13 protein-coding genes are annotated in these 14,233 nt (G+C 73.3%); 4 read left to right on the forward strand and 9 right to left on the reverse strand.

What is annotated here, in order from left to right:
* Positions 1-42: 42 nt before the first annotated feature.
* The gene (locus tag ACGFIG_RS07645) at positions 43-798 is read right to left on the reverse strand and encodes a helix-turn-helix domain-containing protein (RefSeq protein ID WP_393000285.1); all 756 of its coding nucleotides are present in this window, start codon (positions 796-798) and stop codon (positions 43-45) included.
* 134 nt (positions 799-932) lie between these two features.
* Between ACGFIG_RS07645 and ACGFIG_RS07650 the strand changes: the two genes are divergently transcribed.
* Together ACGFIG_RS07650 and ACGFIG_RS07655 are read left to right on the forward strand one after the other, a co-directional pair.
* Positions 933-1,889, forward strand: coding sequence for an acyl-CoA desaturase (locus tag ACGFIG_RS07650; protein WP_393001371.1), 957 nt, complete (start codon positions 933-935; stop codon positions 1,887-1,889).
* Between the two features lie 95 nt (positions 1,890-1,984).
* A complete protein-coding gene (locus ACGFIG_RS07655) occupies positions 1,985-2,674 on the forward strand; it encodes a TetR family transcriptional regulator (protein WP_393000287.1) in 690 nt (229 codons plus the stop codon).
* A gap of 9 nt (positions 2,675-2,683) precedes the next feature.
* On the opposite strand, the gene ACGFIG_RS07660 is transcribed toward ACGFIG_RS07655, so the two are convergent.
* The 6 genes from ACGFIG_RS07660 to ACGFIG_RS07685 form a co-directional block, all read right to left on the reverse strand.
* On the reverse strand, positions 2,684-3,160 hold the full coding sequence (locus ACGFIG_RS07660) for a DUF4383 domain-containing protein (RefSeq protein WP_393000289.1): 477 nt from the start codon (positions 3,158-3,160) through the stop codon (positions 2,684-2,686).
* Between the two features lie 224 nt (positions 3,161-3,384).
* Positions 3,385-3,840, reverse strand: coding sequence for a DUF4383 domain-containing protein (locus tag ACGFIG_RS07665; protein ID WP_393000291.1), 456 nt, complete (start codon positions 3,838-3,840; stop codon positions 3,385-3,387).
* 113 nt (positions 3,841-3,953) lie between these two features.
* Positions 3,954-5,759: an ABC-F family ATP-binding cassette domain-containing protein gene (locus ACGFIG_RS07670; RefSeq protein WP_393000293.1), complete on the reverse strand. Its 1,806-nt coding sequence runs from the start codon at positions 5,757-5,759 to the stop codon at positions 3,954-3,956.
* 172 nt (positions 5,760-5,931) lie between these two features.
* Positions 5,932-6,888, reverse strand: coding sequence for a 4-(cytidine 5'-diphospho)-2-C-methyl-D-erythritol kinase (locus ACGFIG_RS07675; protein WP_393000295.1), 957 nt, complete (start codon positions 6,886-6,888; stop codon positions 5,932-5,934).
* Positions 6,889-6,897: 9 nt separating this feature from the next.
* Positions 6,898-7,767 carry a 16S rRNA (adenine(1518)-N(6)/adenine(1519)-N(6))-dimethyltransferase RsmA gene (gene rsmA, locus ACGFIG_RS07680; protein ID WP_393000297.1) on the reverse strand — a complete coding sequence of 290 codons (870 nt, stop codon included), beginning with the start codon at positions 7,765-7,767 and terminating at the stop codon, positions 6,898-6,900.
* A gap of 51 nt (positions 7,768-7,818) precedes the next feature.
* On the reverse strand, positions 7,819-8,736 hold the full coding sequence (locus ACGFIG_RS07685) for a TatD family hydrolase (protein WP_393000299.1): 918 nt from the start codon (positions 8,734-8,736) through the stop codon (positions 7,819-7,821).
* Positions 8,737-9,147: 411 nt separating this feature from the next.
* Between ACGFIG_RS07685 and ACGFIG_RS07690 the strand changes: the two genes are divergently transcribed.
* Positions 9,148-9,999 (forward strand): alpha/beta fold hydrolase, encoded by an 852-nt coding sequence (locus ACGFIG_RS07690; protein WP_393000301.1) that lies wholly within the window; start codon positions 9,148-9,150, stop codon positions 9,997-9,999.
* Between the two features lie 137 nt (positions 10,000-10,136).
* Here ACGFIG_RS07690 and metG read toward each other — a convergent pair whose 3' ends face one another.
* Positions 10,137-11,939 (reverse strand): methionine--tRNA ligase, encoded by a 1,803-nt coding sequence (gene metG, locus ACGFIG_RS07695; RefSeq protein WP_393000303.1) that lies wholly within the window; start codon positions 11,937-11,939, stop codon positions 10,137-10,139.
* Positions 11,940-12,204: 265 nt separating this feature from the next.
* On the opposite strand from metG, the gene ACGFIG_RS07700 reads away from it, so the two are divergent.
* Positions 12,205-13,152, forward strand: a complete 948-nt coding sequence (locus ACGFIG_RS07700) for a hypothetical protein (protein WP_393000305.1) — start codon at positions 12,205-12,207, stop codon at positions 13,150-13,152.
* A gap of 213 nt (positions 13,153-13,365) precedes the next feature.
* On the opposite strand, the gene rsmI is transcribed toward ACGFIG_RS07700, so the two are convergent.
* Positions 13,366-14,232 (reverse strand): 16S rRNA (cytidine(1402)-2'-O)-methyltransferase, encoded by an 867-nt coding sequence (gene rsmI, locus ACGFIG_RS07705; protein ID WP_393000307.1) that lies wholly within the window; start codon positions 14,230-14,232, stop codon positions 13,366-13,368.
* Between the last annotated feature and the right edge of the window lies 1 nt (position 14,233).

Here is a 14,233-nt window from a genome sequence, read left to right on the forward strand (position 1 = left end):
CCTAAAGCGGGCAAGAAGGACAGCCTCCCCGCCCTCTACACCTTAGCGCCCCTCGCCCGTGACGCCATCACTCATTCCCTTCATGATCCCTTCGACCTTCCAGTAGAGGCGGCTCGATCGCGGGACGTAGACCGTGAGGCAACCTCGATAGCCAGCACCGACGTTCTGCCGTTTCGTCGCCGGCCGGTGCCGCTTCAGCGAAGAACGCTGAAACTCCGCAGCCGGCACCCCGACCAGGTCGGCCCACCAACGAACAGCCTCTGCCTCATCCGCGCTCTCGTGAATGCTGACGCGGAACCGGAGGGCAGTTCGCGCGACCCCGAGCGCCTCGACGAACCGGAGGAACAGCAACACCAGCGCCGGATCACTGTTGACGAATTTCAACCGGCAGTCGTTCGGACGCCAAGGCTTCGCCTTGCTTCCCTCGCACCAGTAGATCGCCGCGCCCACCAGAACCAGCTCCCGGTAGCGCAGGCGTTTCACCCAGGCTGCGACCTTCGCCACCGTCTCCGCCCGAGCGGCATCACGGACCGCGCGATACTCACCCCACTGGGCGTCCGTCATCGCCTTGGAGTGCGCTCGCCGACGAGCCCGAGCCTCCTCGGAGTCAAGATCAATCGGCAGGTGCCGCACCCACTGATAGGCGGTAGAACGAGCGACACCGACCCGCTTCGCGATCTCAGGGACAGTGCAGCCTCGACGGCGCAGACGAAGTGCCTCCTCATGCAGATGCGGCGTCGGTCCGCGGTAGCCACGGGCGGACAGTGGACGTGAATCCTCAGCCGGTGGATCGGTCATGAGCAGCACCTTAGAACAGGCGTACGACATCGCGGATATTCATCCCCGACGCTGTCCCGTGCGCCCTGCGGGCGCCTAAGTTACGGTGACGTAGGCGTAACTTCGTGATCACTCCGTCCCTCTGCGAGGTGCCCATGTCCGCCACGTCCCTCGACCCTGCCGCCGGACCGAAGCCCCTCACCCAGGGCGCCCAGTCCCGGGGGATCCTCGTCGCCCTCTGGGCGTTCGTGGTGATCCCCTTCCTGGCCCTCGTCGCCGCCGTACCGGTCGCCTGGGGCGGCTGGCTGAGCTGGACCGACGTGGCCGTCGCCGCGCTCTGGTACGTCGTCTCCGGGCTGGGCATCACGGTCGGCTACCACCGGTACTTCACCCACGGGTCGTTCAAGGCGAAGCGCTGGCTGCGCATCGCGCTGGCGGTGTCCGGTTCGCTGGCGGTGCAGGGCGAGATCATCCAGTGGGTGGCGGACCACCGGCGCCACCACGCCTTCTCGGATCTGGACGGCGACCCGCACTCGCCGTGGCGGTACGGGGAGAGCGTCCGCGGCCTGGCCAAGGGCCTGTTCCACGCGCACGTGGGCTGGCTCTTCGGCCGCGAGCTGTCCAACCGGCGGCGGTTCGCCCCGGACCTGCTCGCCGACCGGGACATCACCCGGGTGGACCGCCTCTTCCCGTTGCTGGTCGTGGTCTCGGTGCTCGGTCCCGCGCTGATGGGCGGCCTGCTCACCTGGTCGTGGCAGGGGGCGCTGTCCGCGTTCTTCTGGGCCGGGCTGGTGCGCATCGCGCTGCTGCACCACGTGACCTGGTCCATCAACTCGGTCTGCCACGTCTACGGGGAGCGGCCGTTCGCGCTGCGCCAGGGCGACCGGGCGTCGAACTTCTGGCCGCTGGCGGTCCTGTCGTTCGGCGAGAGCTGGCACAACCTGCACCACGCCGACCCGACCAGTGCCCGGCACGGCGTCCTGCGCGGTCAGGTGGACATCTCGGCCCGGGTGATCTGGCTGTTCGAGAAGGCCGGCGCCGCCTGGGACGTGCGCTGGCCGAAGCCCGAGCGCATCACGGCCAAGCTCGTCGAACCGGCCGCCGAGCGGTAACGCGGGCGGTGGGCGCGCGGATCGCCTGGCAGTATGGGGCCACGTGCACCATCGGACGACAGGGCGTCACCGAGCGCCGGCGGAGTGACGAGAACATGGCGGATGTCCCTGGCAGCGACGGCACGACCGGCCGGCGGCGGGCGGTTCCCGCCGCGGCCCCCAAGCCCTCCTCACGCGTACGCATGTCGGCCGGCCAGCGCCGTGAGCAGCTGATCTCGATCGCCCGGCAGATCTTCGCCGAGCGCGGCTTCGACGCCACGTCCATCGAGGAGGTGGCGTCCCGCGCGAAGGTCTCCAAGCCGGTGGTCTACGAGCACTTCGGCGGCAAGGAGGGGCTCTACGCGGTGGTGGTGGACCGGGAGGTCCGCGCCCTGCTGGACCGGATCACCACGGCCCTGACGGCCGGCCATCCGCGCGAGTTGCTGGAGCAGGCGGCGCTGGCCCTGCTGACGTACATCGAGGAGGAGACCAGCGGCTTCCGGGTGCTGGTACGGGACTCGCCGGTGTTGTCGGCGGCGGGCAACTTCAGCAGCGTGATGAACGACGTGGCGCACCAGGTGGAGCACATCCTGGGTGCGGAGTTCAAGAGCCGGGGCTACGACCCGAAGCTGGCCGAGCTCTATTCGCAGGCGCTGGTGGGGATGGTGGCGCTGACCGGCCGCTGGTGGCTGGAGGTGCGCAAGCCGCGCAAGGAGACGGTGGCCGCGCACCTGGTCAACCTGGCCTGGAGTGGGCTGTCGCACCTGGAGGCGAAGCCGGGCCTGATCACGGCGCGGGGGCGCTGAGCCCGGTCGTCAGCGGCCGTGCGCCTCGGAGATCGGGTGGTGCCGGCGCCGGCGCTCCTCCTCGGCGTGCTCGTCGGTGCCGACCTTGTCGTACAGGCCGGTGCCGAGCAGGAGCAGGCCGAAGAGCATCGAGACGACGACCGTGGACATCGAGAAGTTGAGGAAGTTGGCGTCGGTCTGGAGCACGGCCATCATGAGGATGCTGGTGACCAGGAAGACGATCCCGGCGGAGAGGTTCATGTAGTGGCCGAGGTTGCCGCGCCGTGACGCCCCGACGATGAGCACGATCCCGAAGACGACGGAGGCCAGCGAGAAGGCCAGGTTGGTGCGGAGTCCGAGGGCCCAGGCGTCGCCCCGGTCGAAGAGCGGGTCGCCCGCCGTCAGGACGACGCCCCAGACCCCGAAGACCAGGATGTAGAGCCCCACCAGGCCGGCGAGGACCCGGTAGACCGGCCGCGCCGGATGGTTCACGGGAAAGTGCGGCATGACCCCTCCACCAGTCAGGACATTCGCCCCGATTGTCCCCTGGAAGAGGTCGCCCGTCCGCCGAACGCCCGACGACAGGCACAACTACGAAGGTCCCGCCCCACCGGGCAGCAACGGCCGGGCGGAGCGGGACCACGACAGGTTTTCGCCGGAGCCCGACCTGCGCAGGGATCAAGCCTGACCGCCCGGAGCGGGTCGGGCTCCGGCGAAAACCCCACAACCACTCAGAGCACGAGCCGGGCCTTCTGCCAGGCCTCCTGCTCCTCGTCCGTGCCGACCTTGCCGTACATGCCGACCATCAGCAGGACCAGGCTGAGCACCATCAGCACGATGACGGTGAAGATGCTGAAGTTGAAGATGTTGGCCTCGGTCTGGATGAACGCGAGACCGGCGAGGCTGATCACCATCATGGCGTACGCCACCCACTGGTTGATCATGACGTCGATGTTGCGGCCGATCGCGGTGCCGGCCAGCACCGCGACCCCCAGCAGGGCGCTGAGCAGCGAGAAGCCGAGGTTCGTGCCCTGGCCGAGGACCTGGGTGTCATCCTGGGCGAGGACCTCGTTGCCGGCGCTCGCGACGATGCCGAGCACGCCGAAGGCCACCAGGTACAGACCGGTCAGCCCGCCGATCGCCCGGTAGACCGGCCGCGCGGGGTGGTTGACGGGGGTGTGGGCCATGTCTGAGTCTCCAACGCCGTTCGGGTGAGGGGTCGGGGACGATTGTCCCGCACGCCGAGGTGTGACGCCGCACACGGGGGCCTCCCGGTGCGACGCCGCGACCGCGACGTGACTCAGATCGCCGGAATCTCGTCGGCCAGGGCCAGCCAGGACTCCTCGGTGCGCTCCCGTTCGGCACGCAGTTCCTTGAGCTGGGCGTCGAGTTCGGCGACCTTGGCGTAGTCGGTGGCGTGCGCGGCGAGCTGATCGAGCAGCGTCGCTTCCTTCTGTTCCAGCTTGGCGACCTGCCGTTCCAGCCGGGCCAGTTCCTTGCGGGCCTGCCGCGCCTCGGCGGCGGACATGCCGGCCGCGGCGGGGGCGGCGGCACCGCCCGCGGGGGCAGCCTCCGGCACCGTCGGCTCGGGCCGACCGGCGGCCCGGGCGAGGTACTCGTCGACGCCGCCGGGCAGGTGCACCAGCCGGCCGTCGCCGAACATCCCGTACGCGACGTCGGTGACCCGCTCGATCAGGTACCGGTCGTGGCTGGCCACGATGACGGTGCCGGGCCAGGAGTCGAGCAGGTCCTCCAGCGCGGCGAGGGTGTCGGTGTCCAGGTCGTTGGTGGGCTCGTCGAACAGGAGCACGTTCGGCTCGCCCGCGAGCAGCCGGAGCATCTGCAAGCGGCGGCGTTCGCCACCCGAGAGGTCGCTGACCGGCGTCCAGAGGCGCCGGTCGTCGAAGCCGAAGACCTCGGCGAGCTGGGCGGCGGAGACCTCCCGGTCGCCGAGCTGCACCCGCCGGGCGACCTCCTCGACCGCTTCGAGCACGCGCAGGTGGCCGGGCAGCTCGGCCAACTCCTGGGAGAGGAAGGCCGGCCGGACGGTCGAGCCGGTGGCGAAGCGCCCGCCGTCGGGGCGGGTGACACCGGCCAGCATCCGCAGCAGGGTGGTCTTGCCGGCCCCGTTGCGCCCGAGGATGGCGATCCGGTCGCCGGGGCCGACCTGCCAGGTGACGTCGCGCAGGATCTCCTTCGGGCCGGCGTGCAGGGTGACCTCGGCGAGGTCGTACACCTGCTTGCCGAGCCGGGCGGTGGCGAGCCGTTGCAGCGACATGGTGTCGCGCGGCGGCGGGACGTCGGCGATGAGGGCGTTGGCGGCCTCGATGCGGAACCGCGGCTTGGAGGTGCGGGCGGGCGGGCCCCGCCGCAGCCAGGCGATCTCCTTGCGGAGCAGGTTCTGCCGGCGGGCCTCGGTGGCCGCCGCGACCCGCTCCCGCTCGGCGCGGGCGAGGGTCCACGCGGCGAAGCCGCCCTCGTACGCCCGGACGGTCTGGTCCGCGACCTCCCACGTGGTGGTGCAGACGGCGTCGAGGAACCACCGGTCGTGGGTGACCACGACCAGCGCGCCCTTGCGGCCGACGAGGTACTTCGCGAGCCAGTCGACACCGCCGACGTCGAGGTGGTTGGTGGGCTCGTCGAGGATGAGCAGGTCGGACTCGCGGACCAGCAACGCGGCCAGCGCCACCCGCCGGCGCTCGCCGCCGGACATCGGGCCGACGGGCTGGTCGAGGCCGAGGTGGGGCATGCCGAGGCCGTCGAGGATGGCCCGGACACCGGCGTCGCCGGCCCACTCGTGCTCGGCGCCCATGCTCTCGCCGAGCCAGGCGGTGCCGAGCACCACGTCCCGGACGGTGGCCTCGGGGGCGAGCTGGAGCGTCTGCGGGAGCCAGGCGACCCGCAGGTCGCGGCGGTGGGTGACCCGCCCGTCGTCCGGCTCCTCGATGCGGGTGAGCAGCCGCAGCAGGGTGGACTTGCCGGCGCCGTTGAGGCCGACCACGCCGATCCGGTCGGCGTCGTCGAGGCCGAGCGAGACGTCGGTGAGCAGCGGCCCGGCGGCGCCATAGCCCTTGGACACCCGGTCCAGGTTGACGATGTTGGCCACGACCTCACCTCCCACGGTCAAGGCGTCCCGGTGCCGGTCGGCACCTGGGACGCCTGAGCCTCCCAGCGTACGCGGACCGTCCCGCCGGCCGCCGGGCGCGGGCTCCCGCCTGTTCGCGCCGACCGCGCCGGCGGAGCCGGGTCGGGGCCGGACGTGCGGGTGATCGGGCAGGTCAGGTGATCCGCGCGCCGGGGACCGGACCGTGGGCCGTACGCGCCTCGCGGCACACGTCGGCGGTGGTCAGCTCCGCGGCGATCCGCGCGGCGTCGGCGGCGTCGGCGGCGAGGAAGACGCAGGTCGGTCCCGAACCGGAGACGATGCCGGCCAGCGCGCCGGCCGCCTCGCCGGCCTTCAGCGTCTCCGCCAGCGACGGGCGCATGGCCAGGGCGGCGTCCTGGAGGTCGTTGCCGAGCGCCGCGGCGAGGACCCGGGGGTCGCGTTGGCGCAGCGCGGCGAAGAGCGCGTCGGTGCTGCCCAGCGGCTCGCCGGCGGCGCCGGCCGCGCGCAGCCGGTCCAGTTCCCGGTAGGCGACCGGGGTGGAGAGGCCGCTGTCGGCCACGGCGACCACCCAGTGCCAGGTGGTGGGGCGGGCCAGCACGGGGCTGACCGTCTCGCCCCGGCCGGTGCCGAGCGCGGTGCCGCCGTGGATCAGGAACGGCACGTCGGAGCCGAGGTCGGCGGCGATCCGGGCCAGTTCGTCCCGGGACAGCCCGGTCCCCCAGAGCGTGTCGCAGGCGACCAGCGCCGCGGCCGCGTCGGCGCTGCCTCCGGCCAGCCCACCGGCCAGCGGGATCTGCTTGCGCAGGTGCAGCCGGGCGTGCGGCGGCACCCCCGCGTAGCCGGCGAGGGCGCGGGCCGCCCGGATGGCCAGGTTGGTGTCGTCCAGGGCCAGTACGCCGGCGCCCTCGCCCTCCATGGTCAGGGTGAGCGTGTCGCCCCGGCGGGCGGTCAGCTCGTCGTGGATGGAGATGGCGTGGTAGACGGTGTTCAGCTCGTGGTAGCCGTCGGGGCGCAGCGGTCCCACCCCGAGGTGCAGGTTGACCTTGGCGGGCACCCGTACCCGCACCGGTCCGCTGGCTCCGCGCCGCCGCTGCTCGTCCTCGTCGTCCGGTCCCCAGGCCTCGGTCACGGCGTCAGCCTACTGGGCGGCGGATGGGGCGGCCGGGGCCGACGCGGCGATGGCGGCGAACTGCTCGACGGTGAGCGACTCGCCGCGCGCGCCGGGGTCGACACCGGCGGCGGTGAGCGCGTCGGCCGCCCGGTCCGCGCCGCCGGCCCAGCCGGCCAGCGCGGCGCGCAGGGTCTTGCGGCGCTGCGCGAAGGCCGCGTCCACCACGGCGAAGACCCGTTCCCGGGGTACGTCGACGCGGGGCGGCTCGCGGCGGGTGAAGGCGACCAGCCCCGAGTCGACGTTCGGCACCGGCCAGAAGACGTTCGGCGGGACCTTCCCGGCGGCGCGGGACGAGGCGTACCAGGCGAGCTTGACCGACGGCACGCCGTACACCTTGGAGCCGGGGCCGGCGACGAGCCGGTCGGCGACCTCCTTCTGCACCATCACCAGCCCGTGTCGCAGGCTGGGCAGTTCGGCGAGCAGGTGCAGCACCACCGGCACGGCCACGTTGTAGGGCAGGTTCGCCACCAGCGCGGTCGGCGCCGGGTCGGCCAGTTCGGCGGCGCGGACGCGCAGCGCGTCGGCGTGGTGCACGGTCAGCCGCGCGGCGTCGGCCCCGGCGTGCCGGGCGGCGGTGTCCGGCAGCGCGCCGGCCAGCGCCGGGTCCAGCTCCACGGCGTGTACGTGCGCGGCGGCGGGCAGCAGGGCGAGGGTGAGCGAGCCGAGCCCGGGGCCGACCTCCAGCGCCACGTCGTCCGGGGTGAGCCCGGCGGCGGTGACGATGCGCCGGACGGTGTTCGGGTCGTGCACGAAGTTCTGGCCGAGCCTCTTGGTGGGGGTGACGCCCAGCCGGGCGGCCAGTTCCCGGATCTCCGCCGGGCCGAGGAGACCGGTCACGCCCCGTAGCCTATGCGGGCCTGCGTGGGTGGGCGGAAGGGACCCTGCCTGTCACCACGGGCCGAAGACGCGGTCGCCGGTGGCGGAGATGGTGGCGCACAGCTCGTCCAGGTCCGTGCCGGTCGTCTCCGCCAGCGACCGTACGGTCAGCGGGATCAGGTACGAGGCGTTCGGTCGGCCCCGGTGCGGCATCGGCGTCAGGTAGGGCGCGTCGGTCTCCACCAGGATCTGCTCGACCGGGGTCAGCACGGCGGCCTCGCGCAGGGCGGCCGCGCTGCCGAAGGTCACCGTGCCGGCGAAGCTGAGCAGGTAGCCCCGGCGGACGCACTCGCGGGCGAAGTCGGCGTCGCCGGAGAAGCAGTGCAGCACCACGGTCTCCGGCGCGCCCTCGTCGTCGAGGATCCGCAGCACGTCGGCGTGCGCGTCCCGGTCGTGGACGACCAGTGCCTTGCCGTACCGCTTGGCGATGGCGATGTGCGCGCGGAAGCTCTCCTCCTGGACGGCGCGGCCCTCCTCGCCGGTGCGGAAGAAGTCCATCCCGGTCTCGCCGATGCCGCGTACCCGGTCCCGGGCGGCGAGCGCCTCGATCCCGCGCAGCGCCTCGTCCAGGTCGGGCAGGCGGGGCGCCTCGTTCGGGTGCAGCGCCACGGTGGCCAGCACGGCCGGGTGTTCGTCGGCCACGTCGGCGCCCCAGCGGGAGGAGGCGACGTCCACCCCGACCTGCACCAGCCGGTCGACGCCCACCGAGGCGGCGACGGCCACGGCCACGGCGACCGGATCCCTGTCGGCCGGATCACCGTCCGCCGGCGACCACGGGGGTACGCCGGCCTCGCTGACGGTGATGTCGAGGTGCGTGTGGCTGTCCAGCACGGGGCGGGGCAGCGGCTCGGGCACGGGCGGGAACTCCCCGGCCCGGCGGGCGGCGCGCTGCTTGCGGGTTTCGGTGGGCTCGCTCATCGCGGCCAGCATCACACACCGCCGGTGGCCCGTGTTCCGGGGACGCCACCGGCCGTTCACCGCAACGGCACGTCTCGCGCCCAGCGTCGTCGGCGTGACCGTCACCCCGCGGAGCAGCGCACACGGCCCGCGCGTGACGTACGGGGGCGTGGTGTACCCGGCGGAGGAGATCGCCCGGGGCGCGGCGTACGAGCTGTTCAGTGCCGAGCGGGCACCCGGTTTCGAGTGGGTGACCCGGCCCGGGGCCACGCGAGTACGAGGCGGTGGCCGAGACGGTGGCGCCCGCGGCCGAGGTCACCGGCGACCGGGTGGTGGACCTGCCGTACGCGCTCTGAACAGGTTCGGCACGCTCCCACGGCGGCATAACACCGGTAGGGGCGGGAACGCGCGGTCGTCCGGACGTCACGTGGCGAGGAGACGCGCATGCCTTTCATCACCGTGGGGATGGAGAACTCCGCCCCCGTCGACCTGTACTACGAGGATCACGGCGCCGGCCAGCCGATCGTGCTGATCCACGGCTTCCCGTTCGACGGGTCGACCTGGGAGAAGCAGGTCGGGCCGCTGCTGGCCGCCGGATACCGGACGATCACGTACGACCGGCGGGGTTTCGGCAATTCCGCCCGGCCGGCGTCCGGATACGAGTACGACACCTTCGCCGCGGACCTCGACGTGCTGATGACCGAGCTGGACCTGCGCGACGCCATCCTGGTCGGCCACTCGATGGGCACCGGCGAGGTGACCCGCTACCTGGGCGTGTACGGCTCGCAGCGGGTGGACCGGGCGGTGCTGCTGGCCCCGCTCGCGCCGTACCTGCTGAAGGCCTCGGACGACCCGGAGGGCGTCGAGAAGAGTGTCTTCCAGGGCTTCCAGCAGGCCATCATCGACGACCGGTTCGCCTATCTCACCACCTTCTGCGAGGCGTTCTTCAACTACCAGGAGAACAAGGGCAGGCTGGTCAGCGAGGAGGCGTTCCGGGCGCACTGGGAGATCGGCACGCGCGCCTCGGCGAAGGGCACCCACGACAGCGTGGACGCGTGGCAGACCGACTTCCGGGGCGACGTGTCCCGCATCGACGTGCCGGTGCTGATCGTGCAGGGCGACGCCGACGCGGTGCTGCCGTACCCGGCGACCGGTCAGCGGTTGCAGCCGATGCTGCCCGGCAGCCAGCTGGTCACCCTGAAGGGCGCGCCGCACGGCATCCCGTGGACGAACCCGGCCGAGGTGAACCGCAGCATCATGGACTTCATCGGCGCGCCGGCGATGGCCCGGGCCTGACACGCCACCGGCGCCCGGTCCGCCCGGCGCTGCCAGCCGCCTCCGCCCGGGCGGGCGCGGCGACGACGGGCGTACGACGGCGACGGGCGCGGCCCCCATACGGAGGTCGCGCCCGTCGGCATCCCAGGGGCGGGCCGTCAGCCGGCGAGGCGGGCCAGTTCCTCGTCGACGATCGACGGGTCGAGCTTGCGGAAGACCGGCTTGGGCGCGGCCAGCGGCCGGCCGGCCTCCAGCGGCACGGACGCCCAGCGCGCGCCGACCGAGTAGTCGCCGGTCAACACCGGGTACGCGGGCCCGCCGTCGAGATCCTCGACCTCCTCGATGACGGGCATCGGGGCGTGCACGCCGGTGCCGCCGAGCAGCTCGTGCACCTGCTGCGCGGAGTGCGGCAGGAACGGGGTGAGCAGCGTGTTGGCGTCGCTGACCACCTGGAGGACGACGTGCAGGATGGTGCCCATCCGGGGCTTGTCGTCCTCGCCCTTGAGCTTCCACGGCGCCTGCTCGGAGAGGTACCGGTTGGCCTCGGCGACGACCCGCATCGCCTCGCCGATGGCCTGCTTCTGCCGGTGCCGGGCGATGAGGTCGCCGACGGTGGCGAAGCCGGCGCGGGCGACGGCGAGCAGCGCCTCGTCGGCCTCGGTGAGGCCGGCCGGGTCGACGGGCGGGATCGCGCCGAAGTTCTTCGCCGCCATCGAGATGGACCGGTTGACCAGGTTGCCCCAGCCGGCGACCAGCTCGTCGTTGTTGCGGCGGAGGAACTCGGCCCAGGTGAAGTCGGTGTCGTTGCTTTCCGGGCCTGCGGCGGCGATGAAGTAGCGCAGCGCGTCGGCGTCGTAGCGCTCCAGAAAGTCGCGGACGTAGATGACGACCCGGCGGGAGGAGGAGAACTTCTTCCCCTCCATGGTCAGGTACTCGCTGGAAACCACCTCGGTGGGCAGGTTGAGCCGGCCCAGCCGGCCCGGCTCGCCGTCGCGGCTGCCCTCGCCCGAGTAGCCGGAGAGCAGCGCCGGCCAGATCACCGAGTGGAAGACGATGTTGTCCTTGCCCATGAAGTAGTAGGCGCGGGCGTCCTTCCCCTCCCCGTCGGCGGACCACCACCTGCGCCAGGCGTCGGGGTCGCCGGAGCGGCGGGCCCACTCGATGGAGGCGGACAGGTAGCCGATCACCGCGTCGAACCAGACGTAGATGCGCTTGTCGGGGCGGTCCCGCCAGCCGTCGAGCGGGATCGGCACGCCCCATTCCAGGTCGCGGGTGATGGCCCGGGGCTGGAGGTCGTCGAGCAGGTTCTTCGAGAAGCGCAGCACGTTGGGCCGCCAGCCCTCGCGGGTGTCGAGCCACTGCCGCAGCACGTCGGCCAGGGCCGGCAGGTCGAGGAAGAAGTGCTCGGTCTCGACGAACTTCGGGGTCTCCCCGTTGATCCGCGACTTCGGGTCGATCAGGTCGATCGGGTCGAGCTGGTTGCCGCAGTTGTCGCACTGGTCACCGCGGGCGCTGTCGTAGCCGCAGATCGGGCAGGTGCCCTCGATGTAGCGGTCGGGCAGCGTCCGGCCGGTGGACGGGGAGATCGCCCCCATCGTGGTCTTCGGGACGATGTAGCCGTTGCGGTACATCCCCTCGAACAGCTCCTGCACGACCGCGTAGTGGTTGCGGGTGGTGGTGCGGGTGAACAGGTCGTAGGAGAGCCCGAGGCCGTGCAGGTCCTCCACGATCACCCGGTTGTAGCGGTCGGCCAGCTCGCGCGGGGTGACCCCGTCGGCGTCCGCCTGCACCTGGATCGGGGTGCCGTGCTCGTCGGTGCCCGAGACCATGAGCACGTCGTGCCCGGCCATCCGCATGTACCGGCTGAAGACGTCGGAGGGAACGCCGAAACCGGAGACGTGGCCGATGTGGCGCGGGCCGTTGGCGTACGGCCACGCGACCGCCGCGAGAACGTGACTCATGACCAGCAAGCCTAGTGACCCGCTCGCGGTGACCGCGAATCAATAGGGTCCCGCGTCGGCGGTCCGGCCGCACCGGGTCCGCTTTTTGCCCGATTTGTCGGCGACACGCGGCCTGAGCTGCGGGCCGACGTCCGGGTGGCGGGGTGCAATGAGCGTCGTGACTGGCAGACGAGCGGCCCGGGATCGTGACGATCGTCCCTCCGGCCCGACGGACGGGGGCGCGGCGAGGGGGCAGCGCGGCACGGTCGCGCCGCACCCCCGGGTGGTGGCGCCCACTGGGCCGCCGGAGCCGCCGCCCGAGTTCTCCGCCGAGGCTGCGGCGCCGCCGTCCCCCGCGCCCGCCGTCGAGGTGGAGCCCACGACCGGGGCGCCGGTGGACGCCCTGCCCCGCCGGGTGCCCGTCCGGCAGCCGAACCGCTGGCCCCGCCGGGGCCGCGCCCCGGCCGGCGTCGAACCCGACGAGAACGACGGCGGGCGTACGCCGACGGGCGGGGACGACGGGCGCGGGGCGGCCGGCGTCCGCACCCCCGGCGGCGGGGACGGGGGCGGACCACCCGACGGCGGGGACGGGGCTGGTCCCGACGGCGGCGACGGCGCGTACTGGCCGCCGATCGAGTTGGTGCACTGGGACGGCACGCCGATCCGGGAGGAGCCGCCGCACGAGCGGCAGCGGTCGGCGCGGGACGCTGCGGCACGGCGACGGCTGCGGCGCACCCCGCGTCCGCCCGATCCGCTGCCCGGGCTGGCCGTGCTGCTGGCGCTGAGCCTGGTGGCCGCGTTCTTCGCCTGGGTCAGCGCCGGCCCGTTCTGGCTGGCGGTGGGGCACGCCACCCGGGGCACGGTGGTGATCGCCGACTGCACCGGGGGCGGGCTCACTCAGCGCTGCCGGGGCAACTTCGCGCCGGCCGACGAGACGTGGACCGCGTACGGCGTACGGGTGAGCGGGGTGGCCGCGGAGCGCACCGCGACCGGCACGACGCTGCCGGCCCGGATGACCGGCCCGCAGGGCGGCACCGCGTACGCGGACACCGGCCCGGCCGCGCACCTACGCTGGCTGCTCGGCCTGCTGGCGGTGCTGGGCTGCGCCGCCGGGATCGCCCGGTGGACGGGGTCGACCCGGTTCGCCGATCCCCGCCTCCGCCGCTGGGCGGTGGCCGGCGCGCTGGCCAGCCCAGTGATGATCACCGCGGGTTTCCTCGTCGCCGCCTGGTGAGCCGCCCCGTCGGGGCGCCGACCGCCCCTGCGCCTCGCCACGCGGCCGGGCGCGAGGCTTCCCAGCCCGGACCGCCACGGGGCGCCGACGCCCCAGAGCGGCTGCCCGGCCGACAGCAACGGGGCGAGCCCGGGTGGCCAGGAGTGCACGACGGAAACGGGGCGGGACCGGGTGGTCAGGCGTGCACGACGGAAACGGGACGGGACCGGGTGGTCAGGCGTGCACGACGGAGTAGACGTCGCGGCGGCGCAGGGCGTACTCCGAGGCGACCTCGGTGATGGCGTCGCGGCGGGACAGTCCGGCGGCCTCCCGGGCGGCGACGGCGGCCCGCAGCGTGTCGTCGTCGGGCCGCTCGGGGGCCGCCTCGGGCGCACCGGCCACGACGAGGGTGATCTCGCCGCGCGGCTCCCCCTCGGCCGCCCAGTCGGCCAGCTCGCCGAGGGGGCGGCGGACGATCTCCTCGTACGTCTTGGTCAGCTCGCGGCAGAGCGCGGCGGGCCGGTCGGCGCCGAACGCGGCGGCGAGGTCGGCCAGTGCGGCGGCGATCCGGTGCGGAGCCTCGAAGAAGACCAGCGTCCGCTCCTCGGCGGCGAGGGCCCGCAGGCGCGATCGGCGGGCACCGCCGGTGCGCGGCAGGAAGCCCTCGAAGCAGAACCGGTCGCAGGGCAGGCCGGAGAGCGCCAGGGCGGTGGTGACCGCGCTCGGTCCGGGCGCGGCGGTGACCGGCACGCCGGCGTCCAGGGCGGCCCGGACCAGCCGGTAGCCCGGGTCGGAGACGCTCGGCATGCCGCCGTCGGTGACCAGGGCGACCAGGTAGCCGGCGGCCAGCACGTCGACCAGCTCGGGGGTGCGCCGTTCCTCGTTGCCCTCGAAGTAGGAGACGATCCGGCCGCCCACGGTGACGTCGAGGTCCCGGGCCAGCCGGGTGAGCCGGCGGGTGTCCTCGGCGGCCACCACGTCGGCGGCGGCGAGCACCTCGCGGAAGCGGGCGGAGGCGTCGGCGGGGTTGCCGAGCGGAGCGCCGAGCAGGACCAGGCGTCCGCTGTCGGACATTTCACCCACGAGATGCAACTCCTTCATC

The organism is Micromonospora sp. NPDC049048 (assembly GCF_043197615.1).
Classification (GTDB): domain Bacteria; phylum Actinomycetota; class Actinomycetes; order Mycobacteriales; family Micromonosporaceae; genus Micromonospora.

What these genes read in the sequence shown, in the direction of transcription:
- ACGFIG_RS07645 (WP_393000285.1), bottom strand. Translation starts at nt 798, where the DNA reads ATGACCGATCCACCGGCTGAGGATTCACGTCCACTGTCCGCCCGTGGC.
- ACGFIG_RS07650 (WP_393001371.1), top strand. Translation starts at nt 933, where the DNA reads ATGTCCGCCACGTCCCTCGACCCTGCCGCCGGACCGAAGCCCCTCACC.
- ACGFIG_RS07655 (WP_393000287.1), top strand. Translation starts at nt 1,985, where the DNA reads ATGGCGGATGTCCCTGGCAGCGACGGCACGACCGGCCGGCGGCGGGCG.
- ACGFIG_RS07660 (WP_393000289.1), bottom strand. Translation starts at nt 3,160, where the DNA reads ATGCCGCACTTTCCCGTGAACCATCCGGCGCGGCCGGTCTACCGGGTC.
- ACGFIG_RS07665 (WP_393000291.1), bottom strand. Translation starts at nt 3,840, where the DNA reads ATGGCCCACACCCCCGTCAACCACCCCGCGCGGCCGGTCTACCGGGCG.
- ACGFIG_RS07685 (WP_393000299.1), bottom strand. Translation starts at nt 8,736, where the DNA reads ATGCTGGCCGCGATGAGCGAGCCCACCGAAACCCGCAAGCAGCGCGCC.
- ACGFIG_RS07690 (WP_393000301.1), top strand. Translation starts at nt 9,148, where the DNA reads ATGCCTTTCATCACCGTGGGGATGGAGAACTCCGCCCCCGTCGACCTG.
- metG (WP_393000303.1), bottom strand. Translation starts at nt 11,939, where the DNA reads ATGAGTCACGTTCTCGCGGCGGTCGCGTGGCCGTACGCCAACGGCCCG.
- rsmI (WP_393000307.1), bottom strand. Translation starts at nt 14,232, where the DNA reads ATGAAGGAGTTGCATCTCGTGGGTGAAATGTCCGACAGCGGACGCCTG.